25 protein-coding genes are annotated in these 25,008 nt (G+C 64.3%); 6 read left to right on the plus strand and 19 right to left on the minus strand.

Annotation, left to right across the window (positions count from 1 at the left end):
* Positions 1-6 precede the first annotated feature (6 nt).
* The 6 genes from CA951_RS32580 to CA951_RS32605 form a co-directional block, all read right to left on the minus strand.
* The gene (locus tag CA951_RS32580; RefSeq protein ID WP_087560798.1) at positions 7-1,008 is read right to left on the minus strand and encodes an MCE family protein; all 1,002 of its coding nucleotides are present in this window, start codon (positions 1,006-1,008) and stop codon (positions 7-9) included.
* Positions 1,008-2,015, minus strand: coding sequence for an MCE family protein (locus tag CA951_RS32585; RefSeq protein ID WP_087560799.1), 1,008 nt, complete (start codon positions 2,013-2,015; stop codon positions 1,008-1,010). Before CA951_RS32585 ends, CA951_RS32580 begins: the two co-directional genes overlap by 1 nt.
* Positions 2,015-3,178, minus strand: a complete 1,164-nt coding sequence (locus CA951_RS32590) for an MCE family protein (protein WP_087560800.1) — start codon at positions 3,176-3,178, stop codon at positions 2,015-2,017. Before CA951_RS32590 ends, CA951_RS32585 begins: the two co-directional genes overlap by 1 nt.
* A 1-nt stretch (position 3,179) precedes the next feature.
* The gene (locus CA951_RS32595) at positions 3,180-3,965 is read right to left on the minus strand and encodes an ABC transporter permease (protein ID WP_236581460.1); all 786 of its coding nucleotides are present in this window, start codon (positions 3,963-3,965) and stop codon (positions 3,180-3,182) included.
* Between the two features lie 132 nt (positions 3,966-4,097).
* Positions 4,098-4,892 (minus strand): ABC transporter permease, encoded by a 795-nt coding sequence (locus CA951_RS32600; RefSeq protein WP_087560802.1) that lies wholly within the window; start codon positions 4,890-4,892, stop codon positions 4,098-4,100.
* Positions 4,893-4,947: 55 nt separating this feature from the next.
* The gene (locus CA951_RS32605; RefSeq protein ID WP_087560803.1) at positions 4,948-6,051 is read right to left on the minus strand and encodes an NAD(P)-dependent alcohol dehydrogenase; all 1,104 of its coding nucleotides are present in this window, start codon (positions 6,049-6,051) and stop codon (positions 4,948-4,950) included.
* Between the two features lie 306 nt (positions 6,052-6,357).
* Here CA951_RS32605 and CA951_RS32610 point away from each other — a divergent pair, with 306 nt between their 5' ends.
* The gene (locus tag CA951_RS32610) at positions 6,358-7,719 is read left to right on the plus strand and encodes a bifunctional lytic transglycosylase/C40 family peptidase (RefSeq protein WP_087560804.1); all 1,362 of its coding nucleotides are present in this window, start codon (positions 6,358-6,360) and stop codon (positions 7,717-7,719) included.
* A 61-nt stretch (positions 7,720-7,780) separates the two neighbouring features.
* Here the strand turns inward: CA951_RS32610 and CA951_RS32615 are convergent, their stop codons facing one another.
* The 3 genes from CA951_RS32615 to CA951_RS32625 form a co-directional block, all read right to left on the minus strand.
* Entirely contained in the window at positions 7,781-8,206 is a 426-nt protein-coding gene (locus tag CA951_RS32615; protein WP_256974187.1) for a DUF2834 domain-containing protein, read from the minus strand.
* A 4-nt stretch (positions 8,207-8,210) separates the two neighbouring features.
* Complete coding sequence (locus CA951_RS32620; protein WP_087560805.1) at positions 8,211-8,528, minus strand: 2Fe-2S iron-sulfur cluster-binding protein; 318 nt, start codon at positions 8,526-8,528, stop codon at positions 8,211-8,213.
* 69 nt (positions 8,529-8,597) lie between these two features.
* Positions 8,598-9,920 carry a cytochrome P450 gene (locus CA951_RS32625; RefSeq protein WP_087560806.1) on the minus strand — a complete coding sequence of 441 codons (1,323 nt, stop codon included), beginning with the start codon at positions 9,918-9,920 and terminating at the stop codon, positions 8,598-8,600.
* 281 nt (positions 9,921-10,201) lie between these two features.
* Here CA951_RS32625 and CA951_RS32630 point away from each other — a divergent pair, with 281 nt between their 5' ends.
* Positions 10,202-11,425 carry a lipase family protein gene (locus CA951_RS32630; protein ID WP_087560807.1) on the plus strand — a complete coding sequence of 408 codons (1,224 nt, stop codon included), beginning with the start codon at positions 10,202-10,204 and terminating at the stop codon, positions 11,423-11,425.
* A 15-nt stretch (positions 11,426-11,440) separates the two neighbouring features.
* Here CA951_RS32630 and CA951_RS32635 read toward each other — a convergent pair whose 3' ends face one another.
* The 9 genes from CA951_RS32635 to CA951_RS32675 form a co-directional block, all read right to left on the minus strand.
* A complete protein-coding gene (locus CA951_RS32635; protein WP_087560808.1) occupies positions 11,441-12,223 on the minus strand; it encodes an SDR family NAD(P)-dependent oxidoreductase in 783 nt (260 codons plus the stop codon).
* Between the two features lie 41 nt (positions 12,224-12,264).
* On the minus strand, positions 12,265-12,600 hold the full coding sequence (locus CA951_RS32640; RefSeq protein WP_087560809.1) for a non-heme iron oxygenase ferredoxin subunit: 336 nt from the start codon (positions 12,598-12,600) through the stop codon (positions 12,265-12,267).
* A 43-nt stretch (positions 12,601-12,643) separates the two neighbouring features.
* On the minus strand, positions 12,644-13,147 hold the full coding sequence (locus CA951_RS32645; RefSeq protein ID WP_087560810.1) for an aromatic-ring-hydroxylating dioxygenase subunit beta: 504 nt from the start codon (positions 13,145-13,147) through the stop codon (positions 12,644-12,646).
* 56 nt (positions 13,148-13,203) lie between these two features.
* On the minus strand, positions 13,204-14,517 hold the full coding sequence (locus tag CA951_RS32650) for a Rieske 2Fe-2S domain-containing protein (protein WP_087560811.1): 1,314 nt from the start codon (positions 14,515-14,517) through the stop codon (positions 13,204-13,206).
* A 41-nt stretch (positions 14,518-14,558) separates the two neighbouring features.
* On the minus strand, positions 14,559-14,837 hold the full coding sequence (locus CA951_RS32655; RefSeq protein WP_087560812.1) for a hypothetical protein: 279 nt from the start codon (positions 14,835-14,837) through the stop codon (positions 14,559-14,561).
* 11 nt (positions 14,838-14,848) lie between these two features.
* On the minus strand, positions 14,849-16,048 hold the full coding sequence (locus CA951_RS32660; protein WP_087560813.1) for an NAD(P)/FAD-dependent oxidoreductase: 1,200 nt from the start codon (positions 16,046-16,048) through the stop codon (positions 14,849-14,851).
* A gap of 78 nt (positions 16,049-16,126) precedes the next feature.
* Positions 16,127-17,362, minus strand: coding sequence for an MFS transporter (locus CA951_RS32665; protein ID WP_087560814.1), 1,236 nt, complete (start codon positions 17,360-17,362; stop codon positions 16,127-16,129).
* Positions 17,363-17,449: 87 nt separating this feature from the next.
* A complete protein-coding gene (locus tag CA951_RS32670) occupies positions 17,450-18,433 on the minus strand; it encodes an alpha/beta fold hydrolase (protein ID WP_087560815.1) in 984 nt (327 codons plus the stop codon).
* On the minus strand, positions 18,420-19,484 hold the full coding sequence (locus tag CA951_RS32675) for an amidohydrolase family protein (RefSeq protein WP_087560816.1): 1,065 nt from the start codon (positions 19,482-19,484) through the stop codon (positions 18,420-18,422). The genes CA951_RS32670 and CA951_RS32675 overlap by 14 nt, the downstream gene beginning before the upstream one ends.
* Before the next feature lie 230 nt (positions 19,485-19,714).
* Between CA951_RS32675 and CA951_RS32680 the strand changes: the two genes are divergently transcribed.
* From CA951_RS32680 to CA951_RS32695, 4 genes are all read left to right on the plus strand, one after another.
* Entirely contained in the window at positions 19,715-20,521 is an 807-nt protein-coding gene (locus tag CA951_RS32680) for an IclR family transcriptional regulator (protein WP_236581436.1), read from the plus strand.
* Between the two features lie 120 nt (positions 20,522-20,641).
* A complete protein-coding gene (locus tag CA951_RS32685; RefSeq protein ID WP_087560817.1) occupies positions 20,642-21,703 on the plus strand; it encodes an extradiol ring-cleavage dioxygenase in 1,062 nt (353 codons plus the stop codon).
* Positions 21,704-21,904: 201 nt separating this feature from the next.
* Positions 21,905-23,683, plus strand: coding sequence for an AMP-binding protein (locus CA951_RS32690; RefSeq protein WP_087560818.1), 1,779 nt, complete (start codon positions 21,905-21,907; stop codon positions 23,681-23,683).
* A gap of 104 nt (positions 23,684-23,787) precedes the next feature.
* A complete protein-coding gene (locus tag CA951_RS32695) occupies positions 23,788-24,636 on the plus strand; it encodes an alpha/beta fold hydrolase (protein WP_087560819.1) in 849 nt (282 codons plus the stop codon).
* 82 nt (positions 24,637-24,718) lie between these two features.
* On the opposite strand, the gene CA951_RS32700 is transcribed toward CA951_RS32695, so the two are convergent.
* Positions 24,719-25,008 (minus strand): 2-oxo acid dehydrogenase subunit E2 (locus CA951_RS32700; protein ID WP_179220394.1); only part of this gene is annotated, 290 nt, incomplete at its 5' end.

Below are 25,008 nucleotides of genomic sequence, written 5' to 3' on the forward strand. Positions count from 1 at the left end.
ATGCCATCAGCGCGGCCCCCCGAAACTTCCGGGAAGCTGCCCGGAGAGATTGGCCGGGACGATGTTGTGGAGCAGCACTCCGAAGAACGGTCCGCTGCCCACCGCCTCGCCGACCTGCGTCGCGAACCGTTCGAGGCCGGTCAGCGAGGCGTTGATGTTGTCGTAGTTGCTGTTCAATGTGGCCACCAGAGTCTTCAATTGTTCGAGAGTGGGTCCGAGTGTTGCCGAGTTGTCGCGGGACAGTCCGGTGAGCGCATCGGCCACCTGACGGGACTGCACGAGGACGCGATGGATGGTGTCCGCCCGGTTGTTCAGGGCGGCGAAGAGCGACTGGCCCTGGCCGAACAGCGCGGAGACCTGGCCGTCCCGATCCGCGAGGATCTTGGACACGTCGGCCGCACCGGCGAGCAACCGACGCAGTTCCTCGTCCCGGCTCGATACCGTCTCGGACAGGCGGGACAAACCGTCGAGGGAGGACCGCAGATCCGGCGGAAGCTCGTCCTCGACCGACGAGACCTGCTCGAGCGCTCCGGACAGGTTGACGGTGTCGGTCTCCGACACCTTGTCGGTGACTTCCTCGAGCGCGCGGGTGATGTCGTATCCAGAGCTGGTCTGGGCAAGGGGGATGGTCGCGTCGTCACCGAGCTCGCCGTGACGTCCGGGTGTGATCTCCACGTACCGCCGGCCGAGAGCGGTTTCGACCTTGATCGCGGCCGTCGTGTCCTCACCGAGCGCGACCGCGCCGCTGTCCACATCGAACTCCACGTCGACGCGTCCATCGCCGATCGAAAGCTTCTTCACTTCACCGACCTTCACGCCCGCGATCTGGGTGGTGTCACCCACGGCGAGGCCGCTGGCGTCGGCGAACTCGGCATGGTACGTGGTTGCCCCGCTGATGCCGGGGATGGACTTGAAGTTGAGCGCGAGGAACAGAATCCCGATCAACACGGCTGTTCCGATCAAGCCCATGCGGAACGAGTCCCGCTCGAGGAAGGACTTCTGAGCCATTACTGGCACCTTTCTGCGGGAGCCTTGAACATCGGTGTGACGCCGCCGGGACCCGGGCCGGACGCGTACTTGATGGCGAGACCACAGACGAAGAAGTTCACGAAGCTGCCGTAGCCCGCGACGCGGCCGATGAGTCGATAGTTCTCGGGCAGCGTGGACAGCACCATGTTCAGCGTGTCGGTATTCGCGTTGAGGTTGCTCGCGAGATCACCCAGCGCGACGACGTCCTGCGCGATCGCCGGCCGGTTCTGGTCGAGCACACTGGAGAGACTGTCGGTGACACGGTCGATGTTCACCAAGGAGTTGGTGATCAGATCACGGTCACCGTCGAGTCCCGCGACCAGCCGCTGCAATTGGTCGATCAGCGCGGAGAACTGGTCACCGCGATTGTTTACCGTCCCGACGACCGCATCGAAATTGCTCACCACCTGACCGATCGCCTGATCGCGGTCCGCCAGTGTGTTGCTCAAGGTCCCGATTTGAGTCACCAGACGCCCGATGCTCGCTTCCTGGCCGTTCAGTACCTCGATCAGCGAGGCGGACAGTTGATTGGTCTGATCCGGGTCGAGACCCTGCAGGAGAGGTCGGAAGCCGTTGACGACCTGGTCGAGGTCGAGCGCAGGCGTGGTCTGCTCGAGCGGGATCGGGCCGTCGAGCGCTCCGATGGCTCCGGGCCCGTTCGACAGCTCGACGTAGCGGTCACCGATCAGGTTCTTGTACTTGATCCGGGCCGTGGTCCCCGCCGTCAGCGGACGTTCGGTGGAGAGCGAGAACGACACCACCGCCGTGCCGTCCGAGGCCAGCTCCACCCCCTGCACCTTGCCCATCGGCACACCGCCGACTTTGACGTCTTCGCCGTTGCCCAGCCCGGACGCATTCGAAAACACGGCTTGATAGGTGTGGGTGCTACCGAAGCGCATGTTTCCCACCACCGTCGCCACACCGAACCCCGTCAACGAGGTGACCAGCACGAAGATCAGCAACTTGATGCCAGGTGCCTTCGTCATCAGCGAACACCTCCGAACATGAACTGCGCGAACGGATTGCCGATCAGATCCTCGACGCCGTGCGCCGGCTGGTAGGCCTTGCTGCCGTCGTTGAAATCGGTATGTCCGGGAGGCTGCGCAGGGTCGTAGCACTGCGGTTCGCCGTCCGCACCGTTCTTCGGCGCATTCTCCGGGTACGTGTACGGCGGATCACCCATCAGCAGAGTGCCGAGAATGTTCAGGCCCGCCTGATCACTACCACCGACGGTGCGCTCGAGGTACCTGTTGGTCTGATCCAGGCTCGCCAGGAAGCACGGATACATCGGGGCTTGCTGCGCAAGCAGTGCCGTCGTCGGTTCCAACGCGTCCAACGACTTTTCCAACGGGACACCGGAGGCTTCGAAGAAGCTCCGCCCGCTGTTGCCGAAGCCGCTGAAACTGAGCAGGAAGGCGCTCAACTGCTGTTCCCGCTCGGTCACCGTGTCACCGGTGGTGCTGACGTGGTCGACGGTCCGTAGCAGATCGGGAGCGGCATCGGCGAGGATGCCGGAGACCTCCGCACCCTTGACCAGGTCGCGCTGCAACGTGGGAAGGCTGCCGTTGAACTCGGACAGGTAGGTGTCGAGTTCGACCATCATGTCACCGAGTTCGTCCCCGCGTCCCTGCAGCGAGGTGGACAGCGCACTCAACGTCGCGTTGACCTTCTGCGGCTCCACCGTCCGCAGCACCGTCACCAGCGAATCGAGGAGGTCGTTCACCTCGGTGGCCACGGCGGTGCCCTGAACCACGGATCCCGCCGAAACGGTGGTCGTCGTGGGGTGCTCCGGTTGCACGAGCGTGACGAACTTGCGACCGAACAACGTGGTCGGATCGATCACGGCCGTGATGTTCTCGGGTATCGCGGAAGTCCGGCTCTCGTCGATGTCCATGGTGATCTCGGCCTGGTTGTCCACCATCCGTACCTGCGACACCCTGCCGACGACGACATCTCGCATCTTGACGTCGGATCCGGGTTCGAGCATCAGGCCCGACCGCGCCGAGTACAGCGTGACCGGAACGGACGAGTGGAACGATCCGCGGTAGGTGCCGACGGATACGGCAGTCGCGATCGCGATCAGCGTCACCAGGCACACACCCAGGAGCACATAGACCAGGCGGCTCCGCTCTTCGATATGGCCACCCATGTCAGCCCGACACTTTCACGGCACCGGCGGAGCCACCGTAGACGGCAATTCCGACGAGAAGGTCGATCACCATGATCGCGATCAAGGAGGTGCGCACGGCACGCCCGACCGCGACGCCGACTCCTGCCGGCCCACCCTTCGCGTTGTAGCCGTGGTAGCAGTGCACGCACATCACCACCACGGACATCGCGACGACCTTCACCATCGACCACGCGACGTCACTCGGGACGAGGAAGACGTTGAAATAGTGCTGGTATGTTCCGCTCGCCTCTCCGAGGTACTCGGTGACCAGCTGGGTGGCGACGTATCCGACGAACAACGCCACGGCGTACAGCGGAATCACCGCGATGACCCCGGCGGTGACGCGAGTCGTCACCAGGTAGGGCAGCGATGGAATCGACATCGTCTCCATGGCATCGATTTCCTCGCTCACGCGCATCGCACCGAGTTGCGCCGTGAATCCCGCGCCGACCGTCGCCGTCAGCGCGATGCCGGCGATGACGGGGATCGCCTCGCGCGTATTGAAGAATGCCGAGATGAAGCCGGACAGCGCGCCGATTCCGATGCGGCCCATCGAGGTCGCACCCTGCTGGCCGACCTCATAGCCGACCGCGGTGGTGAGCAGTGAGATGACGACGAGCGTTCCTCCGATCACCGCGAGGGCGCCGGTGCCCATGCTGACCTCGGCCAGCAGCCGGAGCGTTTCCTTCCGGTACCGCCGGAAGGTGCGCGGAATCGCGGTGATGGCGTGACTGTAGAAGTGGAGCTGTCGGCCCATCTCCTCCATGTGGCCGATCGGTGCATCGACCGCGCGCAGCGCGATCGTTGCAACCCTGGGTCTCGCGCCGGTGGTCCGAGTAGCTTTCGACACAGAATTCTCCCGTTGACAGCCGTCTTCGCGGCTAGAGGTGGAGCGCTGTCAGTGCAGCGCGAGAGTCGTGATAACCGAGTTGGCGAGGAAAAGAAGCAGAAAGCTGAACACGACGGTCTGGTTCACTGCGTCTCCGACGCCCTTGGGTCCGCCCTTCGCGTTGAGTCCCAGATGGCAGGCGACGAGCCCCGCGAGCATGCCGAACACCGCCGCTTTCACCTCGCTGACGAGGAAGTCGGGCAGTTTGGTGAGGATCGAGATCGCCGTGACGTACTGGCCGGGCGACGCACCCTGCATGTACACCGTCGCGACGTATCCGCCCACCAGGCCGACGGCGGAGACGAGACCGTTCAGAAACATTCCGATCAGTGTCGACGCCAGCACCCTCGGCACACACAGACGTTGAATCGGATCGATCCCCAGCACCTTCATCGCGTCGATCTCTTCGCGAATCGTCCGGGAACCCAGGTCGGCGCAGATAGCGGTAGACCCGGCGCCTGCAACGACGAGAACCGTGACCACCGGTCCGATTTCACGGATGATTGCCACACCTGCGCCCGCACCGCTGAGGTCGACAGCGCCGATCTCGGCCAGCAGGATGTTGATCTGGTAAACGAACATCATGCAGAAGGGAATCGCCATGAGCAGCGCCGGCATGATCGAGACACCGGCGATGAACCACGCCTGCTGAACGAACTCGCGAGCGTGAAAGGGGCGCTTGAACATGCACCGGAACGTTTCCATCGACGTCGCGTAGAACGCACCGACAGCTGTCGGCGCGACCTGGACGGCCTTCCTGACAGCGCTCGCCCTCGGCGGGCGGGTTTTCAGATCTACTGACATCGAACAGCCTTTCTCGCTGCTTCCGGAGCACCCGATACGTAAGCGGAGTCGGTCATCATTCGTGCACGAGGACGACCTTCACCGCCTCACCCCGATGCTGCACGGCCACAGCCTCATTGATCTGCGAGAACGGCATCGTCGTGATCAACTTGTCGAACGGGAACTTGCCCTGACGGTGCAGGTCGAGGAGGTGCGGAATGAACGTATCGGGGTCGGAATCCCCCTCGACGATCCCGCGGATCGTGAGACCGAACAGTTGCGTCGACATCATTCCGATCTCGAGTGTGGCGGCCGGGTCGGCGGGCACGCCGATGAGGCCGAGGGACCCTCGGACACCCAGTGACTGAAGGATCTGGTCCAGCACGGGGCGGAGGGCCGTCGTGTCGAGGGCATAGTCGACGCCGTCGGGCACAATTGCCCGGATCTGCTCGGAAAGAGCGCCGTTAGCTGGGTCGACGACATGTGTCGCACCCAGTGTGAGAGCGAGTTCGCGGCGCGACTCGTGCGGTTCGACGACGATGATCACACCGACCTCGCGTACCACAGCGGCAAGGACGGCTGCCAGGCCGACCGAGCCTGCTCCGACGACGACCAAGGACGAACCCGGCTCGACGTCGAGTGAGTTCAGCACCGCGCCGGCGCCGGTCTGGATTCCACAGCCGAGCGGGCCCACGAGTTCGAGCGGGGCATCGTTCGCAACCTTGACGACATTGCGTTCGTGGGCGATCGCGTGCGTCGCAAGCGAGGACTGCCCGAAGAAGTTGCTGCCGAGCTGAGTGTCACCGTCGGCAATCGCCGAACTACCGTCCGGACGCACGCCGCCGAAGTTGTAGGCCATGAAGTTATGGCAGTAGGCAGGCTCACCCTTCTCGCAGTGGGCGCACTGGCCGCAACTGTTGAAGCTGATCGCGACCTTGTCGCCTTCAGCGACCTTGGTGACCCCGGATCCGACCTTCACGACCGTGCCGCTGCCTTCGTGGCCGAAGACACCCGGGAGCGGGAACGGGAGATGTCCCTCCTTGACGGCCAGGTCGGTGTGGCAGAGACCGACGCCGGCGATCGCGACGAGAACTTCGTATTCCGCGGGTTCGCTCAAGGACACGGTCTCGATGGCGAAGTCGCCGGCGACTTCGTGGACTACGGCGGCGCTGATCTGCACGATTGCTCCTAGATTCAGGGTGTTTGAGCCTTTGCCCGCTGTGGGGCATCACTTCCGTACGGGTGATGTTAGGTAGGTCACAAGGCAGGAAGACAGGGGTGAAGGCCAAGTTCGCTCCAATCTCCCCCTTCTCCCCCCCGGTGGGGGGAGGTGAAGGCGCGAGGCCTGTTCGCTGCCGGGTGGTTCGTAGCTCCGATGAAGTATCGGAACCACCCTCTGGTGCGACGCGGCAGGGAAGGCGGACGGGGGAGACTCGAGTCACATCTTGGGGTCACATGGATCTGGCTCACAATCAGGAGGAAACGAATGTCTGTTGATCCTTCGGCGATCATCGTCGGAGTAGCCGCGGCACTCGGTGGCATCGTGCATACCGCCGATCTCCCGGAACCCGCACAAGGCATTGCAACGCAACAGGTTCAATCGATCGTGGACGCCGCACCCGCACTGGGCGCGCAGATCGACGAATCCATCGCGGGACTGCCTCGGGAAACCCGGGACCCGGCTCGTCGAATCGTCGACGATGTCGCCGGTGCCGTCCAGGGTGTGATAGCGCCGTATCTTCCGCCCGTGCCCCCGCCGGTATCCCCGCAGGACCCGTTGCCGCCCCGGGATCCCCGGCCTGAGGGCACCGCGAATCCACAGTCCGCCGGCCCCGTTGCGACGGAGCCGCATTTCACGGTTCCGTGGTCGTCGCAGACGACGGATGATGCACTCATGCAGGGAGAGACGGATGGCGCGTCGCCGCGGCTGTTGCCATCGGTGCTCGAGTATCCCGCCGCAGCGTCGTCGACGATCGGTTCCATCGCAGTATTCGTTCCGTGGTTCCAGAAGGCAGGCGCCATCTGCGATGGCGTCAAGGCGCCCGTTCTCGCTGCGCTGTACGCCGCGGAGAACGGATTTCGCTACGGCGCAACCGCTCCGACGTCCCCATCCGGGGCGCGCGGTCCCGGCCAGTTCATGCCGGCCACGTGGGCGCGGTACGGCAAGGATGCCGACGGTGACGGGAAGGCCGACATCCTCGACGTCGCGGACTCGGTGATGGCCTCCGGGCACCTGCTGTGCGACATGTACGGCCAGATCGAGCAATGGAAATCCCAGGGCGAGGTGGTCGGAGACACGCTCGACCTCACGATCGCCGCATACAACGCGGGCGCCGGCGCGGTTCGACTCAATCACGGTATGCCCTCGGGTGCGCCGGATTACGAGAATCAGACAAAGCCCTATGTCGCGAAGATCCGCGCATCCGAACAGCGATACGCCTCCCTTCTCGGAGTCTTCGGGGGCGGGGTTGACGGAATCGGCGGCAAGATCGTCGAAGCCGCTGTCCGCTATCTCGGTCTGCCGTACGTCTGGGGCGGCGGGAACGTGAACGGCCCCTCGGCGGGCGGGTTCGACTGCTCAGGGCTGACGTCCTACGCCGTCTATGCGGCGACGTCGGGTCTGGCACTGCCCCGGACCTCCGAGACGCAATGGAATGTCGGTGTGGAGGTTCCCATCGCAGACGCCAGACCAGGGGATCTGCTGTTCGGGAACTGGGGGCCCGCAGGTCCCGGGCACGTCGCGATCTACGTCGGAAACGGTCAAATGGTGCACGCCCCTACGACGGGTGACGTGGTTCGAGTCGCGCCGGTATTCGACGGGATGAAGGCGCGAAGGGTGGTGTCGTAGAGCAGACCAACGTGCGAGGTCCCTACGTCGACTGCTCAACGTAGGGACCTCGGTTCGTCAGCTAGCTTTGTACGGCACCAGACGTCGGACTGCCCGGTGCCGCCGTCTCCCGTCGGTTGACATCGCCTTGCGCGAGGAATCGCTCGCGGACCACGAGATAGAACGGGAAGGCCATGGACACGCCGATATAGGACAGCAGCACGAAGACCACGCCCCACTTCCGCCCCATACCGATTCGGACAGTATCCGTGAGCACCCATACGATGAAGACCACCCACGCGATCAACATGTCGACGCTCAGGAACGCCGCGGTGCCGCCCGGCTCGATACCGTCACCGAAGAACTCGACCGGGTTGAGAATATTTCCCCCGTCGCCCATCCAGTCGAACGCGAACGGCCAGGTCAGGAGCAGAGCCGCCGTCCCGGCGACGAGATAGAAGGAGTGCCGGACATTCATCGCGGTATCCCCGCGCGGCAGCGTCGACACAACCTCACCTGCTGTCTGCGACGCGGACGTGGATCTCGTCGTCGCTGTTGCCGATGACGAGCTGGCAGGACAGTCGGGAATCATCGTCCGCTGCGTCGAGATAGGCGATCAGATCCGCCTCCTCGTCGGTCGGCTCGGCGAAGTGGTGAGCGTGCTCCTGCGGAAGATGGACGTGACAGGTTGCGCAGGCGCAACTGCCGCCGCATTCGGCGACGATGCCGGGGAGGTTGTTGCGAAGCGATGCATTCATGATCGTTTCGCCGGGGTCGACGTCGATCTGCCGGGTCGTGCCGTCCGGCAGATGGTAGGTAACTTTCGGCATGGTTTCGTAGTGCTTTCTTGCTCGAAGGCGATGCGCCGAGCGTCATTCCGGACTCGGCGCATCACCGGGTCAGGCGAAAGTGAGGTGGACGGGAAGGCGTCGAAGTCCGCCGACGAAATTCGTCTGGATCATCTTCGGTGCACCGGTCACCTCGACACGTCGGAGCTTGGGGAGCAACTCTTCGAGCATGACCTTCATCTCGAGCTTCGCGAGATGCTGCCCGATGCACATGTGCGGTCCGTATCCGAAAGCGATCTGCTTGTTCGGGCGGCGGTCGATGTCGAAGATGTCGGGGTTGTCGAAGACCTCGGCATCGCGGTTGCCGGACTGGAACAGCAGCATCAGCCGGTCGCCCGCCTTGATGGTGCGTCCACGCAGTTCGTAGTCGGTAAGGGCGACGCGGGTGAACTGTTTGACCGGAGACACGATGCGCAATGCCTCGTTCACCAGGTGAGGAACCAGGCTGAGATCGCCGCGCACTCGATCGAGAATGTCCGGGCGGGCGGCCAATTGCTGCAGGCAACCCGCGAGCGTACTCGCCGTGGTGTCGTGCCCCGCGGTGGCGATGGCGACGAACCACCCGTACGCAAATGTCTTCGCGAAGTATTCACCGTTCGCGTCCTTCGCGCCGGCGATGAGAGTCGCCAGGTCGTCACGCGGCTCAGCGCGCCTGCTTTCGACGAGAACATCGAAGTAGGCGTAGAAGTCTGAAATCGCTGCGGCCCATTGCTGTGCTGCAGCGTCGGGTGACAGTGCCTCGACGTCCTCGCGCGCCGCATCGGGGTCAGCGACACCGAAGAGGTCCTGGGTCAGGGCCATCATGCGCGGTTCGTCTTCCACGGGAACGCCGAAAAGCGACATGATGACGTGCAGGGGGAAGAACACCGCGAACTCGTGGACGGCATCCAGATCTTGGCTTCCGGCGACGAGGCGCGCAACGGATTCCCTTGCGGTCTCACGGATGCGGTCTTCCCACTTCTTGAGGTTGGCCGGCCGGAACCAGTCGAAGGCGACGTCCTTGATCGTGGTGTGCTCCGGGGGGTCGAGGTAGGGCAACGCGTCCAGGATGCGAAGACTTCCGCCGGTGAGTTTCTTGGTGAACTCGTCCCCGGCCTGGTTGCTGAGAATGGGGTTGTGCGAGCCCTTGTTGTCGCCGCCGCCTGCGCTGAAAATCTCCGGCTGCCGTTCGATCTCCATCAGATCCGAGTGCTTACTGACGAGCCAGAGTGCGTCGTATCCCTCTACTCGCGCCTGCGCGAGAGGCTGATTCTCGCGCAGCCACCGGTAGGCCTCGTATAGCTTCGCGTCGTCGCTGTGTCCCTCGGGAAGAACGATCTGCCGGGCTATTTCGTCGGGAATTGTTGCGGTGTCAGCGGATTCGACCGTCGTCATGGTCTACCTTCTCTCTCGTGTGGGCTGAACAGCGCCGAGACGCCCGGGCATTGCGCCCACGTCCTCGAGTGCTGTGACTCGAGTCTCATGCATCGTGGAGGTTGGTACGTCACCCGGATGAGGTGTTTTGATCCCGCTTCGGAGGGGGTGAGTGGCGCTTGCGCGTGCGGGCCTGCAGTGCGGTCGACTCGATCCCGCTTTGGTTGGACAATATCTACACTTCGACCGTATTTAGTGGCAGAATACCGGTCGTATGGGTTGCCACACGAGAGGAGCATCCTGTGCGGGCGAGGCTATGGTCGTTGATTCTGGCTGCGGTGGTGACAGCGGCGAGTGCGAGCCTGGTAGTTGGAGCCGGTACGGCGTCAGCCGACCTTCCCCTTCCTGCCGAGGATGCGTTCTACCAAGCTCCGGCCGGCTACGAGGCGGCGCCGGCGGGGACGATCCTCCGGTCACGGCCGGTGGCAGCGACGGCGTTGAGCGTGCCGCTCCCGGTCGATTCCTGGCAGGTGCTCTACAAGTCCGTCGACTCCCAGCGGGCTCCGGTCGCAGACGTGGCCACGATTCTGGTCCCGCGAACTCCGTGGACAGGCAATGGTCTCCGTCCACTCGTCTCGTATCAGACCGCGGAGGACAGCCTCGGCTCCCGGTGCGCACCGTCCTACGCTCTCACCGCCGGGCTCGGCGCCGCGACCTCGAACGCCGCGACCGAGTCGGTGATGATCGCGTATCTGCTGTCCCGCGGGTGGGCGGTCGTCACCGCCGACTACGAGGGTCCGCAGTCCGAATTCCTCGCCGGTCCGCAGTCGGGATATGCGGTTCTCGACGGCATCCGCGCCGCGAAGCACTTCGCGCCGGCGGGACTCGACGCCGACGCGCCCACGGGATTGTGGGGATATTCCGGCGGTGCGTTCGCCACGGCGTGGGCCGCTCAGCTTCAGTCCGCACATGCCCCTGAACTGCGAATGGACGGAATAGCTCTGGGCGGGTTGCCCGCCGACCTCGAAGCGGCCATGCGGAACGTCGACGGCGGGTACGGGTTCGGACTCACCTTCGGGGGCCTGATCGGAATCGACCGTGCCTATCCCGAGGATCGGCTGAGCGAGCTGTTCACCGCGGAAGGCCGGGCGGCCATGCAGGCGAGTAGTGCGGATTGCACCGTCGAACTCATTGCGAACCACGCATTCCGGTCGCTGCACGACTACACCGTCGACCCGCGGCCCTTCGACGTTCCTTCGTTGCGGGAGGCCCTCGCCGAGAACAGCCCCACGGCAGTCGGGACGAGGGCACCGATCTACAGCTATCACGCGAGCGGGGACGAACTGGTACCCGTCGCGGTCCCCGACGAGTACGTCCGCCGGGCCTGCGCTGCCGGCAGCACCGTTCAGGTGGTTCGACCTCCGGGCGGGAGCCACAACACCACGTTGATCTCCGGTGCACAGGGTGCGATCGACTTCCTCGCAGCACGATTCGCCGGCGAGCCCGCCATCGACGACTGCCGATAACGCATCCGCAGCAACTTACAGCATCGAGCTGCCACCGTTCACGCTGATCACCTGACCGGTGACGTAGGACGCCTCCTCCGAAGCGACGAAGGCGACTGCGGCTGCGACTTCCTCGACAGTTCCGGGGCGGTTCATCGGAATGAGGTTGCGCATCTGGGCCCCGAATACCGCCATGTCCTCCTTGACTTCGGGGGTTGCGGCCGCCAACTTCGCCGCCGCCTCCGGTGTCTCGACCCAGGCGGGGGCGACAGTGTTGACGGTGATGCCGGAATCTGCGAACTCGCGGGCGAGCCCGGTCCCGAAGGCGTGGACTCCTCCCTTGGCAGCGTTGTAGATCGCGTGCCGGTACAGACCGTTGCGCACGGATTCTGCACCGATGTGGACGATCCGGCCGTAGCCGGCGTCCACCATGTGGGGAAGTGCTTCGAGGGTGGTGTACAGGGTCGTCCACAGGTTGCGGTCGACGGTGGCCCGCAGTGTTTCCTCGGTGTGATCGAACGTGGGAAGAATGACACCACCGCCCGCGCAGTTCACGAGGACGTCGATTGCGCCGCGTTCGGTGACCGTCCGCCGGACGAGTTCGGCGGCATCTTCGCGTTGCGACAGGTCTCCGACAACGGTGGTCACCGATGCCGCACTACCGGGCCGAAGATGTTCTGCCACCGCCTCGACCGCGTCCGCGCTGAGGTCCCCGAGGACGAGGTCGGCTCCTTCGTCTGCGAGTCGGACGGCGATGGCCCGGCCGATGCCGCTGCCGGCTCCGGTGACAACCGCAGTCCGGCCTTTGAACCTGTTCATGTGGTGGTACTACCTTCCGCTGGTGCTCGACGCGATCGTGTTCAGTCTTCGTTCGGTGCTACGTACACCCGGCCGCCGGTCACCACCGTGCGGTACTTCTTCAACGCCAGCACAGCGGGAAAGCACAGGGGTGCTCCGGTGCGGACGTCGAACCGGGCCATGTGGAGTGTGCAGAGCACCTCGTGGCCCTCGAGTTCGCCCTCTTCACCCAGCGACCACTTCTCGTGACTGCAGGAATCGGAGGTGGCGTAGAACTCGCCGTCGACGCGATAGACGGCGATCCCGCCATCCGCCTCCAGCCGAAGGGTTTCACCGTCAGCCAGATCGTCCTCGTTGCACGCGAAGATCAGTGCTGCGGTTGATATTTCTGGTGCCATGATCGGCCCTCTCGTGATGCGTGAATTCGGTGCGGGTGACAGTTCAGATGATGAAACTGATCTTGCCTTGAGGATCGAGCATGTCGTGGGCCAGGACAGCTCGTTTGCGGCGGATCAGGAAGGAGGAACCTTGCGGTACCAAGTCGTAGTCGTAGCGGCCCACGTACGTGTCGAACTTTCCGGCCTTGGCGCGGTTGATGATGAAATTGGCGGTGACGGAGATGCTTTCGTCGGACTCGCTCAGAATGCGCACGTTACCGACGATCCGACTGGTCTGTGAGTGCGGAAACTCGGCGTGTGCTTCCGGCTTCTTGAGGCGAATCACGCGCTGCTCGAGCATCGTGCGGCCGTCATGGATGAGCGACCAGGTGAGAGCTGGATCGGCGTCCGGCCGGTCGGTGGCCGGCACCTCGTACGTGCAGTCCAGGGTGAACAGGTCGAGCCACTCCTCGAGCCGCCATCGATCGATCAGGGCGGCCTCGTGGAAGAGGAAATCCTCTACTGCGCTTCGAGTGGTGATGGACGGTGTCGCTGACACGGAAGTCATACCGATGTCCTTCTGTGATGACTGGATTGTGGATTATTCGGTGTGAACGAGCGAGGTCAGGCGTCGACACCTTGCTTGTCGAAAGGAACGAAAGGCGTGCCCTCGGTGGGGAGTTGTTCTCCGGTGATGCGCCTGTTCCATTCTCGCCACCACGACCGCATTTGAAGTTCGTCGTTGGCGGCCGGTACCGGCTTGCCCATACCTTTGGACACGTCGGACCAGGCGATCTCGTTGCGTGCCCCGAACCCCTTCTGAGCCTGTTCGAGCGCCTCGACGTCGTCGGGGGTTGCCAGTCCTGCCGGGCCCCAGAAGGTGAGTGCATTATTGATGCGGTATTTGACGAATTCTTCGTCGACACCCTTGGGGATGATCTGCCAGCCGGTGACGAGGGTTTCGGAGGGACTCACCGGGTAGAAGGTGCGTAACGTCAACCCGAAGCTGAGGTCGATCAGGATCATGCTGGGAAAGAACACCGAATTCCGGGCAAGACCGAACGCGGCGTTGGCGTAGTTTTCGCCGAAGTTCTGTTCGGCCTGTGATCGCAAGTCGGCGAGAGTTCGTTTGACACCGTCTGTGGCCAGGGGAAGGCCGTTGGCCGGGTACATCAAGGTGGCGTGGCCGTTGGGGAACTCTGTGCCCATGCCGGCGGGACCGACCCCGTTGACGGTGTCCTGGCCCAGCATCGGAGGCGTGGCACCCAGTTCCATCATCATCTCGAAGTACGTGTGATGCACGGACTTCGCGTGATATCCGTCGATGCTGTTCTCGACGAGGAGCTTCCAGTTCGCCTTCAGTGAGTACTTGTGGGTGCCCTCCAGAATCGCGATGCCTTCGGGAGACTGATCGGCCGCGAGGTCGATGAAGTAGCGGGCGTCGCCGAGGTACGTCAGCAGGTCGGGCGCGTCGGCGTCGAAGTTGACGAAGTAGAGCCCGCGATAGGAGTCGACCTGCGCCGGGGACTGCAGACCCTTGTACACGGTCGCCGGCTCGGTCTTGTAGTCCTCGTTGCCGGGAACATTGACCAACTCGCCCGAGTTCCGATACGCCCAGCCGTGATAGAAGCACGTGAAGATCTTGGCGTTGCCCGAGGAGTGCCTGCAGACGGAGGACCCGCGATGCAGACAGGTATTGAGCAGCACCCGCACGTCACCGTGGCGGTCGCGGTTGAAGATCACCGGACGCCCGCCGACGTCGCGCGTCTGGAAATCGTTCTTGCCGGGGATCTCGGACTCGTGTCCCACATAGAGCCACGTCTTGCCGAAGATCTCCTTCCGCTCGCGGTCCAACACCTCCTCGGAGGTGAAAGCTTCACGGTTGACCCGAAAGAGGTTGCTCTCGCGGTCGTCGATGATGAATTGCTCTGCAGTCATGGAGTGATCCGTTCTGATGAGTGCGGCTGCGGCGGCGTGAGTTAGCGATGGTCTGCGACGTCGGGTTTGGACGTCGCCAGGTCCCGGAAGAGCCAGCTGTCGGGGTCGGAACCGGTGGCGGGCACCACCAGCACGGCAGTCGGGCCGATCGTCATCCAGTTCCGGCCGTCGTCGTCCGGCTCGGCAGGCAGGATTTCCACGGTCGTGAAGACCTCGTTGCTCAGGTCGTGGGTCCCGATGATCACGTTGATCTTGCAGCCCTCGGACTCGATGTGAAGTATCTTGTCCGGACCACCCTTGAAATGCTGAATGTGACGCATGGTTGCCTTCCTTATCGGGCGGGTGTCTGTTCGCCGACGAGGTCCGTGAGACTCCCACCGCGCCGGTAGATCTTGCGAAACGCAGCGACAGCTTTCGCGTTGTTGACGCTGACCTGGGCTATCGGGTTGTCGTCGGTGTCGACGTAGACGGCGCGGAAATGCCCCTCCGCCATCGAACCCTCTCGATGAGCGAGTTCGCCGAGCGAGGGCCTCCCGACGATCTGGATGCGGGAGCCGTACTGGTCCGACCACACGTAGGGAAGCTGCGGTGCAGGCGGTTCGGCGCCGGTCAAAATCGAGGCAACCGCATCGGCCTGCTCGCCCGCGCTGGTCCAGTGCTCGATCCGAGCCCGGACGCCGAGCAGCGGATGCGGGCGAACGGCGAGGTCGCCGATGGCGAAGATCGACGGGAAACCGGGGATCTCGTAGCGCTCGGTGCAGTGCACGCCGTCGTGGTCGACGGGCAATCCGCTGCCCTCGAGCCAGTGCGTGTTCGGTGTTGCACCGACCCCGACGACAACGAGGTCGGCGGGCACCGCTCTTCCGTCGGCGAGCGCAACACCTTCGACGCGCGCGCTACCGAGGAATCGCTCGACACGTGCTTCGGTGACGAGTTCGGTGCCGTTGAGCGCGTGAACCGAAGAGACCTCGCGTCCGACGTCGTCACCGAGGATCGGACTCATCGGGACGGCCAGCGCCTCGATGACGGTGACGTCGAGACCGCGGAGTCGCGCCGCGGAGGCGAATTCGGCACCGATGAAACCCGCACCCACCACAGCTACGCGTGGTTTGCCGGCGAGTGCATCGCGCAGCGCGGTCGAATCGTCGAGCGTTCGGAGCGTGTGCACGCCGGTCAGACCCGAGGGCACCGGCAGGGTCCGGGCCCGGGCGCCGGTCGCGATCACCAACCGCTCGTAGGAGATTTCCTCGCCGGTGTGAGTGACCACGACCTGCCGTGCCGCATCGAGAGCGGTGACGTGCACGCCCAGGCGGACATCGAGGTCGAGTTCGGCCGCGAGTTCGGGTGTCAGGAGTCGCGGGACGTCCGGAGTGTGGCCCTCGGCCAGGAGGTCCTTGGACAGCGGCGGTTTGTCGTAGGGCCAGTGCTCCTCGCTCTCCACGAGCGTGATGGGCCCGGTAAAACCGCGCTGTCGCAGAGCGATTGCTGTTCGAGTGCCTGCAACAGAGGCGCCGACGATCAGGATGGACATAATGGTGAACGTAATCTTCCGCCGCCTTCCGGGTGTGCGCGGTTCCGGCCGCTGGAACACCCGTCGCGAGGTCGGAGGCTAGTTCTGCCTCCGCCGTGTGATGGACAGAAGGGCCGCTCCTGCCGAGTTGGTTGCAAGGGCCGCTGCGGCGACACACAACAACGTTGCCGTCGTGCCGATGGCGAACGAACCGTGGAGCCAGGCGATCGCGGTCGGCAGTCCGAATCCCAGGTAGCCGAGGCAGTAGACCCGGCCGGTCATGGTTCCCAACCGGCCGGCCGGGGCCAATCGCTCGCAATCGCGCAAGCATCCGACCAACGTCAGCCCGTAGCCGATACCCAGCACGGATGCGGCGGCGACCACCACCCAGACCGACTCGGTAGCTGCTGCCCAGGCGGCCGCGAGTGTGCCCGCTACGACGAGCACCACGCCGATCACCCGCGCCGAACCCGATCGCCGAGTCGTGGTCCCCACGAAACGTTGCGCGAGGAAACCCAGTCCCAAGCTGAGCAGACACAGCAGCCCCGAGAATGCGGAGGAAAAGCCGTCCAGTTGCGTAGCCACGATGGACGGGAGGATTGCGTACGCGATACCCAGTGCTCCGAAGATCCATGGGGCTGCAGGAATCACGAGGAGGTGGAATTCGACGGGGAGTGGCGTTCGAATCCTCTCCGACGGTGGCGACAGGGTGCGTGCTGGACCCGGCGCGGACCTTGCGATCAGCACCGCGCCGACGACGCAGAGCGCCGTGTGCAGGACGAACGGCGCGACGGTCGGGGCGGGAGCCCACTGGGCGAGGGCGCCCGACGCGGCCGCACCCATCGCGAAGCCACTCGTCAGGCTCATCGCCGACGCTCGCGGAGCGCGGCCAGGCTCTGTCGACAGCGAGTCGAGCGACAGCCCACCGACCACCATCCCGATACCCAGCGCCACGCCGGTCGACATTCGTCCGGCGAACATCAGCGCGGGGTCGTGCGACCCGACTGCGACCAGAATCGAACCCAGTGCGCTCAATGGCACGGCCAGGACGAGGGGACCCCGGATGCCGCAGCGCTCCGCGAGCCGATGCGAGAGCAGGAGAGAGGGAATCAAACCGACCACGTACGCGAACAGCAGGGTATTCACGGCGAGTTCGCTGAACCCGCGTTCCGTCCGGTACATGGTCAGCAACGGAGTGAACTGATTACCACCCCACGCCACCACGAACATCGCAGAGCAGACCGCAAGCCAGGTCCAGTCCTGACGACCGGATCGCTGCGTGTCGGCCGTGGGGTTTGGTGATTCGCCGGTCGAAGCAGTCTGCGGTAGAGCCATCGAACACGTCCTAGGTTCGCGAGGGCGGGAAACGCCGAAAGGCCGACACCGAATCCTGAGATCCGGAGTCGGCCATCGGTGGGAAAATCAGGCGGAGACCAGGGAGCGATCGACCAGCGGCAGTTCGGGCCGGCGATCGGAGACACCGGCGGCGTCCGCGAGGTCGCCGGAGACCTTCCCGTCCCGGAAGAACTCGAGGAACACCGGGTTGAACAGGTCCGGACGGTCGGTCTGACCCTGGTGCCCGCACTCGTCGGGGTAGAAGAACTGAACATTGGGCAGGTGATCCTCCTGGACGTACCCCCACTCGACCGGCGTCAGGATGTCCTGTCGGCCGTAGAGGTAGAGCCCGGGAGTGGTCAGCCGGTCCAGACGCCCCTTCGTCACCAGACGGGCGGCGCGATTCTCGTCCGTCCAGTCCGTGATGCGGCGGTACTGCAACAGACTGGGCCAGAACTTCGCGTGCGCGTCCATCCGGTCCCTCGCAGAGAGGTAACGCATGTCGATCAGATCTTCACTGATCGCCTCACCGCGATGGATGATCGCCTCCATCATCGTGCGCATTCCCTCGCGGGTGCCGTCGTAGGCCGTGAGACGGAACTCGCCCGCCGGGGGTGTGAGGTGTTCCGGGACCACGTCGCCGATATCTCCCGCGATGAGGACGAAGCTCTTGACCTTGTCCGGGTGGGCGACCGTGTAGTTGACCGTATTCATACAACCCATCGAGTTGCCCGCGAGGTGGAACTGGTCCAGGCACAGTGCGGTGGCGAACTGGTCGATGAAATCGACGAAGGTTTCCATGCCGTCCGGCCAGTATTCCTCCCTCGTGTCCGACAGACCGAAGCCCGGCATGTCGGGGCAGTACACCCGGAAGCCGTTTTCCGCGAGGTAGGGTGCCAGGAAACGCCATCCCGCAAGCCCTGAGGAGCCGGGCAGGCCGCCGTGGAGCAGGACCACTGCGGGTCCCGAGGTGCCGGCAGTCATGTAGTGTGCGCGGGCGCCGTTCGCGAGGCGAACCCATCGGCTGGCCATGCCGGGAACGTCGACGAGGTTTTCATCAGTGAGTGCCATAATGGTCTTCCTTTGTCGGTGACGAGTGGTCGGTGACGAGCTCTCCGGATGGCAGTCCGAGGAACTCGAGTGCGTTGTCGCGGAGGATTCTCGGTACCGTCCCGGGCGGTAAATCAGCTGAGGCAGAGAGCAACTCCGCCAATCCGGCTTCGGGTTGGCCCGAGATGAACGGATGGTCGCTGCCGAGGAGGATCCTGTCCACACCGAAGCGGTGAACCAGTACCGGCAGATGCGCCGGGTCGAATACCAACGTGTCTGCGTAGAGCCGCGATACGAGGTGGTCCAACTCCTCGGGTAGGTGCGTACCGGCAATCTGTGCGCCGAGGCGCAGTCTCGGGTACGCCCAGGGGAAAGTGCCGCAGCCATGGACCAAGGCGACGCGGAGTCCTCGATGGCGGTCGAGAACTCCGCCGAAGACGAGAGCCGTCGCGGCAAGTGCGGTATCCGAGGTCATGCCCAGTCCGAAGTCGTAGGTGAATCCGGAACGGCGGACCGCGCCGCCACCACCGTCCACGGGATGAACCAGCACTGCGAGTCCGAGGCTGTCGGCAGCGTCGAAGAAGTACTCCAATGCCGGATCGTCCAATTCCATTCCATCGATTCGCGTGCCGATCTCGACGGCGCGCAATCCCAGATCGGCGGACAGGTGATGAAGTTCGGACAGGCACTCTCGCGGTGATCCGAGCGGAACGGTTCCCACCCCGACGAGCCTGCCGCCGCCGTCTTGTACTGCGCGGGCAACGGATTCGTTGATCCAGCGGCAGTACGAGGCGAACGGTGCTGCCGGCGCTCCGTATTCGAGTGTGACGGGAACGGGAGAAATTGCCTGAATCGCCACGCCCGCACGATCCATGTCTTCCAGGCGTGCCTGCACATCCCAGAGGGCACGCCGGACGGTGCGGAAATCCTCGGTTCCGCGGACCAGGCGTCCTGTCGCCGCCGAGTCGACAACCAGTCGAGGTGCGCGCGGAAACCCGGCCATGACGTCGGTGGGAGGAGCGTCACGCGGGAAATGGTGCGCATGCACGTCGATGGTGCCGGGTGGAACCACGAGGGCCTCCTTGTGCGTGCATCCGAAAATTCGTCTCCGTGCCCACTCGTCGGTTAGGCCGGACCTCCGGAACGCTAGGGGCCTCACAGCGCTCGCCGCCGTGGCTGTTCCAGAGGCTGGAACCGTCCGGTGAAACCCGTACCCTGAATACCGGGCGTGTTGTGACCGCCGTTACAGTGGGATTCCGATGGGTCGGTGGAGCGGAGAGTGCGGAGGCCCGGATAATGCACATGGCGGATGACAAACACGACGTCGGTGGTGCGGAGGGCGCGCCTCCCTCCATTCTGGCGAAGGCGTTCGTGGTCATCGGAGCGTTCAACGAACGTGATCGGGTTCTGACCCTGACACAGATCAGCCGCAAAACAGGCTTACCGAAGTCGACGGTCCACAGATTGCTGCAGCGGTTGGGCGAGCTGGATGTGATCGAGGAGCACGGTGCGGGGTATCGCCTCGGCATCCGACTGCTGCAGCTGGTTTCCTCCATGCCGGTGGACGGTATGCGCGAGGTCGCGTTGCCACATCTGGCCCAGTTGCAGGCGTGGTCGAAGGAATCGGTGCACTTCGGCGTCCTCAGGGGCAACGAGGTCGTCGTGCTGCAGGCACTCTTCGCCGTAGACCACGAACGGCCCATCGGCGAGGTGGGAACACGAATCCCCGCACACCTGTCCGCGATGGGCCGGGCGATGATGGCATACCTCCCGGAGAACGAGCTCACCGAACTGCTTGCGGGTCCTCTCGTCGGACTGACGCCCAGGTCCGTGACGGATCCGGTGCAGATCCATGAGGAATTGAAGCGCGTGCGGGTGTCGGGGGCGGCGATCCAGAAGGACGGCGTGGTCCTCGGCCTGGGCAACATTGCCGCGCCCGTCCTCATCAAGGGCAGGCCGATGGGTGCGATCGCCGTTCAGTTCGACACGTCGAAGCAGGTAAGCGAGTCGATGATCAATGCCGTCAAACTGACCGCCCACCGCATCAGCCGCGATACCGCCCAGATGCTCTCCCAGGGCAGAGCAGATCTCTTTCCGTTCGACGACTGACTCCGTGTTCCGGACACTGGAACTTGCTGTGCGTCCGGCACCGGAGGGTCACACGATGGGGGAGCGATCCGCCCGGCGCATGTGACGGCGCCCGAGGCGTCACCTCAGAAAGGACGGCCCATGGGAGAGTTCCTCGCCTGCGGCATCACCCATTACCCGTTGTTGGCGGGAACCGACGAGCACATGGCAGGCCTCCTGCGATGGACGCTCACGGACCCGGGCATCCCCGCCGAGGAGAAGGACCCTGCCAACTGGCCGGACCGCATGCGTCGCGAGTGGTCGGATGACGGCGGCACGGCCGCCGCCGGTGCGCATCGTGCGGAACTGGTCGCGGATCTGGCGCGGGTCCGGCAGGCGATCGACGAGTTCGCCCCCGACGTGGTCGTGGTGTGGGGCGACGACCAGTACGAGAACTTCCGCGAGGAGGTGGTCCCACCGTTCTGTGTTCTCGCCTACGGCGATCTCGACGTACCCGCCTTCGAGGTGATGAACGAGCGGGGTAGCCCGAACTTCTGGGGCAAACCGGATGACTTCGAGATCGTGATGCACGGTGACGCAAAGGGGGCGAAACAACTTGCCGACGGCCTGATCGAGCGCGGATTCGACATGGCCTACTCGTACAAGAAGCGTGCCGGTGCACATTTCCCGCACGCCATCCTCAATACGCAGCTGTTCCTCGACTACGACAACGCCGGCGCACAGATGTCCTATCCGTTCATCCCGATGACCGTCAATTGCTATGGGCAGCATGCCATCGCACGACAGGGCGGATTGGCGAGATTCGCCGACATCGAGTCGGAGGTACTCGACCCCTCAGGCCCGACACCGGCACGGTGTTTCCAAGTGGGTCGAGCGGTCGCGCAGCATTTCCGCGACCACGATCTCCGGGTGGCGTTCGTCGCCTCCTCGAGCTGGTCGCACGCATTCTTGGCGGACAAGTTGTGGCACATTCGTCCGGACACCGAGGCCGACATGCGCATCTACAAGGCGCTGCTCGAAGACGACTTCGCGCTGATGCGCAACTACACCAGCGCAGAAGTCGTCGACGCAGGCCAGCACGAGATCCTGAACTGGTTCTGCATGCTCGGTGCGGTCGAGGAACTCGGCCTGCGCCGGGAGTGGTCGGATCTTGTCGTGACCGATGTTTTCAACTCCAACAAGGCATTTGCCGTGTACTCGTAGTGAGCTGTCCGAGCCGGCCAGCCAGTCGCCGGTGCCGTCGCCGATCTGCTGAACCCCGCGTCCGGGTTCGTCACAGGCCGCGTGATCAGTGTGAACGGCGGCAGCAGCATGGCTGACAAATTCCCTGCCTCCCTTCGCCTTCCGGCGGGGACAATTATCATTCCCACATCTTCGGATGCGAGCCCAGAAAGACGGTAAGCCATGACCGGCGTCTCCCGCGTCGACGACGCGTCCCGTGTCACCGAGAATCCCGATTCGGCCGACCGCCCCGCCCCTCGCGGGGCGACCGAGGTCTACCGTGCTGCCCGAGACCTGTTACTGAGTCTCGGCCGCGACTACCGCGCGGCAGTCGACGAATTCACCTGGCCGGACCTCGGGGAACGGTTCAACTGGGCCGTGGACTGGTTTGACGCAATCGCTCGAGGGAACACCCGGGTGGCGCTGTGGATCGTGGAGGAAGACGGATCCGAGGCGAAATATTCCTACGACGAACTTGCACGGCGCTCGGACCAGGTCGCCGCCCACCTCGCCGGGAACGGGGTCGCAAAGGGGGACCACGTCGTCCTCATGCTGAACAATCAAGTCGAGCTGTGGGAGGCGATGCTTGCGGTCATGAAGCTGGGTGCGGTCATACTGCCCACGACGACCGCACTCGGCCCCGCCGATCTCGCCGACCGCATCGGTCGCGGTGGTGCGCGTCACGTGATCGCCAACGTCGCCGACGCCGCCAAATTCGACGAGATACCGGGCGAATACACGCGTTTCGCGGTCGGTGACGAACTTGCCGTACCCACTGACTGGGTGAACTTCAGGGGAGCGTACGCGCTGGACGCGCCACCGGCAGCACATCCGGGCACCGCCCCGCATGATCCGCAACTCCTGTATTTCACTTCCGGCACCACCAGTCGGCCGAAACTCGTCGAGCACACCCAAGTGTCCTATCCGCTCGGGCATCTCGCCACGTCGTTCTGGATCGCGGCGGCACCCGGTGACGTGCACTTGAACATTAGTTCGCCGGGCTGGGCAAAACACGCCTGGAGCTGCTTCTTCGCCCCGTGGATCGCCGAGGCCACGATCTTCGTCTACAACTACTCACGCTTCGATCCCGCCTCGCTGCTCGCACAGATTCGCCGGGCCGGGGTGACCACGTTCTGCGCTCCGCCGACGGTGTGGCGGATGCTGATCAAAGCAGACCTCTCCGGTGGCCCCGGGGAGCTCCGTGAGCTCCTCTCGGCGGGAGAACCGCTCAATCCTGAAGTGATGGACCAGGTCCGACGTCAGTGGGGGTTGACGATCCGAGACGGATTCGGCCAGACGGAGCTACCACTGGCCATCGGAAATGTACCCGAGATGCCGGTCAAACCCGGCTCGATGGGTCTGCCGCTGCCCGGCGTGCCGATCGTGCTGGTCGACCCGGTGACCGGGGCGCGGGTCGACGGCGTCGGCGAGGGCGAAATCTGTGTCGATCTCGCACGGCGGCCGATGAGCTTGATGACCGGCTACCAGGGCGATCCGGAACGCAACGCCGAGGCGATGGCGGGTGGCTACTACCACACCGGCGACGTCGCCAGCCGTGACGCGGACGGTTACATCTTCTACGTCGGGCGCACCGACGACGTGTTCAAGGCCAGCGACTACAAGATCTCACCGTTCGAACTCGAGAGTGTGTTGATCGAGCATCCGGCGGTCGCCGAGGCCGCGGTCGTGCCGGCACCCGACCGGCTCCGCCTGGCCGTCCCCAAGGCCTATGTCAGCCTCGCGCCAGGCCACGAGCCGACGCGCGAGACGGCGCTCGCCATCCTCCGGCATGCCCGCGCGAACCTCGCCCCATACCAGCGCCTACGCCGCCTGGAGTTCGCCGAGCTGCCCAAGACGATCTCCGGCAAGATCCGGCGCGTAGACCTGCGCGGACGCGAGGAGTCAGGTACCGCCGGTGCAGAGGAGTGGCGCGACGACCAGTTCCCGGAACTGCGGGCCTGAGCTCGAGTTCCGCGGACGACACCGATGAAATGCTTCGCCGAATCTTCCGGCAATTTGGGGACCCACACCCGCGAGACCGCCGAACAGGCGAGATAGGAATTCTGATGACAACCACTGACATCGCCCAGGGCCGGCGCGTGGCCGTGTCCGGCCTCACCGCAGAGCCGATCGACACGTTCTATCTCGAGGCCGGCAGCGGCGATCCCGTTGTACTGCTTCACGGGTCCGGTCCCGGTGTTTCGGGCCGCGCGAACTGGCAGCACACAATTCCCGGGCTTGCCAAGCACTTCCGGGTCATTGCACCGGACATTGTCGGCTACGGGGAGACGTCGCGTCCCGACGACGTCGTGTACTCGCTGAGTACGTGGAGCGACCATGTCTTGGGCCTGCTGGACGCGCTGGAACTCGACCGGGTTTCGCTGGTCGGCAATTCGCTGGGCGGACGGATCTCACTCGACATCGCCGACCGTCATCCGGATCGGGTCTCGCGCATGGTCCTGATGGGCTCGCCGGGCGTGGGCATGACCCTGACCGACGGACTGAAGGCACTGCGCGCCTACGAACCCTCACTCGACAACATGCGGGCGCTGCTGCTCGACTACTTTGCGGTCGATCCGGCCATAATCACGGAGGAACTGGTCCGCATCCGCTACGCGGCGAGTGTGGAGACCTTCGACGCCTACCGCGCGATGTTCTTCGACCCCCGGCACAAAGGTAATGAGCTGAGCATCACCGAGGAGCAGACACGGTCGATCCGTACGCCCTCGTTGCTGATTCACGGCAGGGAGGACAAGGTAGTGCCGCCGGAGGTCTCCTGGACCATGCTGCACCTGCTACAGGACGCGGACCTGCACATTTTCGCTCGCTGCGGGCACTGGACGCAGATCGAACGAGCCGCAGAATTCAACGAGCTGGTCGCAAACTTCCTGCGTGCCGATAGCAGGCGGGGTTAGCGTGAACCTGAATCCACCGACCGACTGATGTGTCCGTGCCGAGTTCCGCGTCGTCCTGTGAATCCACAGCGAGCCATTGCTGTCAGAGGTCCGCTGGAGCGAATCCGTTTTCGAGGCGAAGTTTGACGGCGGTGAGGAATCGCGCGGCGTCGGCTCCGTCGACGATGCGGTGATCGTAGGAGATCGAGAGGTAGGCCATCGACCGCACGTCGATGCGGAGCTCACCGTCTTGCCGCGTCGGGATCAGCCGTTCGACCACGGCACCGACACCCAGGATCCCGGTTTGAGGTTGGTTGATGATCGGGGTGTCGAACAATGCACCCCGGCTCCCAGTGTTGGTGAGGGTGAAGGTGCCGCCGGACAGTTCGTCGG

The organism is Rhodococcus sp. NCIMB 12038, from assembly GCF_002165735.1.
Taxonomy (GTDB): domain Bacteria; phylum Actinomycetota; class Actinomycetes; order Mycobacteriales; family Mycobacteriaceae; genus Rhodococcus_F.

Coding starts and splice junctions, on each gene's coding strand:
- CA951_RS32580 (WP_087560798.1), bottom strand. CDS start 1,008: ATGGCTCAGAAGTCCTTCCTCGAGCGGGACTCGTTCCGCATGGGCTTG.
- CA951_RS32585 (WP_087560799.1), bottom strand. CDS start 2,015: ATGACGAAGGCACCTGGCATCAAGTTGCTGATCTTCGTGCTGGTCACC.
- CA951_RS32590 (WP_087560800.1), bottom strand. CDS start 3,178: ATGGGTGGCCATATCGAAGAGCGGAGCCGCCTGGTCTATGTGCTCCTG.
- CA951_RS32595 (WP_236581460.1), bottom strand. CDS start 3,965: ATGGAGGAGATGGGCCGACAGCTCCACTTCTACAGTCACGCCATCACC.
- CA951_RS32600 (WP_087560802.1), bottom strand. CDS start 4,892: ATGTCAGTAGATCTGAAAACCCGCCCGCCGAGGGCGAGCGCTGTCAGG.
- CA951_RS32610 (WP_087560804.1), top strand. CDS start 6,358: ATGTCTGTTGATCCTTCGGCGATCATCGTCGGAGTAGCCGCGGCACTC.
- CA951_RS32620 (WP_087560805.1), bottom strand. CDS start 8,528: ATGCCGAAAGTTACCTACCATCTGCCGGACGGCACGACCCGGCAGATC.
- CA951_RS32625 (WP_087560806.1), bottom strand. CDS start 9,920: ATGACGACGGTCGAATCCGCTGACACCGCAACAATTCCCGACGAAATA.
- CA951_RS32635 (WP_087560808.1), bottom strand. CDS start 12,223: ATGAACAGGTTCAAAGGCCGGACTGCGGTTGTCACCGGAGCCGGCAGC.
- CA951_RS32640 (WP_087560809.1), bottom strand. CDS start 12,600: ATGGCACCAGAAATATCAACCGCAGCACTGATCTTCGCGTGCAACGAG.
- CA951_RS32645 (WP_087560810.1), bottom strand. CDS start 13,147: ATGACTTCCGTGTCAGCGACACCGTCCATCACCACTCGAAGCGCAGTA.
- CA951_RS32650 (WP_087560811.1), bottom strand. CDS start 14,517: ATGACTGCAGAGCAATTCATCATCGACGACCGCGAGAGCAACCTCTTT.
- CA951_RS32655 (WP_087560812.1), bottom strand. CDS start 14,837: ATGCGTCACATTCAGCATTTCAAGGGTGGTCCGGACAAGATACTTCAC.
- CA951_RS32660 (WP_087560813.1), bottom strand. CDS start 16,048: ATGTCCATCCTGATCGTCGGCGCCTCTGTTGCAGGCACTCGAACAGCA.
- CA951_RS32665 (WP_087560814.1), bottom strand. CDS start 17,362: ATGGCTCTACCGCAGACTGCTTCGACCGGCGAATCACCAAACCCCACG.
- CA951_RS32670 (WP_087560815.1), bottom strand. CDS start 18,433: ATGGCACTCACTGATGAAAACCTCGTCGACGTTCCCGGCATGGCCAGC.
- CA951_RS32680 (WP_236581436.1), top strand. CDS start 19,715: ATGGCGGATGACAAACACGACGTCGGTGGTGCGGAGGGCGCGCCTCCC.
- CA951_RS32685 (WP_087560817.1), top strand. CDS start 20,642: ATGGGAGAGTTCCTCGCCTGCGGCATCACCCATTACCCGTTGTTGGCG.
- CA951_RS32690 (WP_087560818.1), top strand. CDS start 21,905: ATGACCGGCGTCTCCCGCGTCGACGACGCGTCCCGTGTCACCGAGAAT.
- CA951_RS32695 (WP_087560819.1), top strand. CDS start 23,788: ATGACAACCACTGACATCGCCCAGGGCCGGCGCGTGGCCGTGTCCGGC.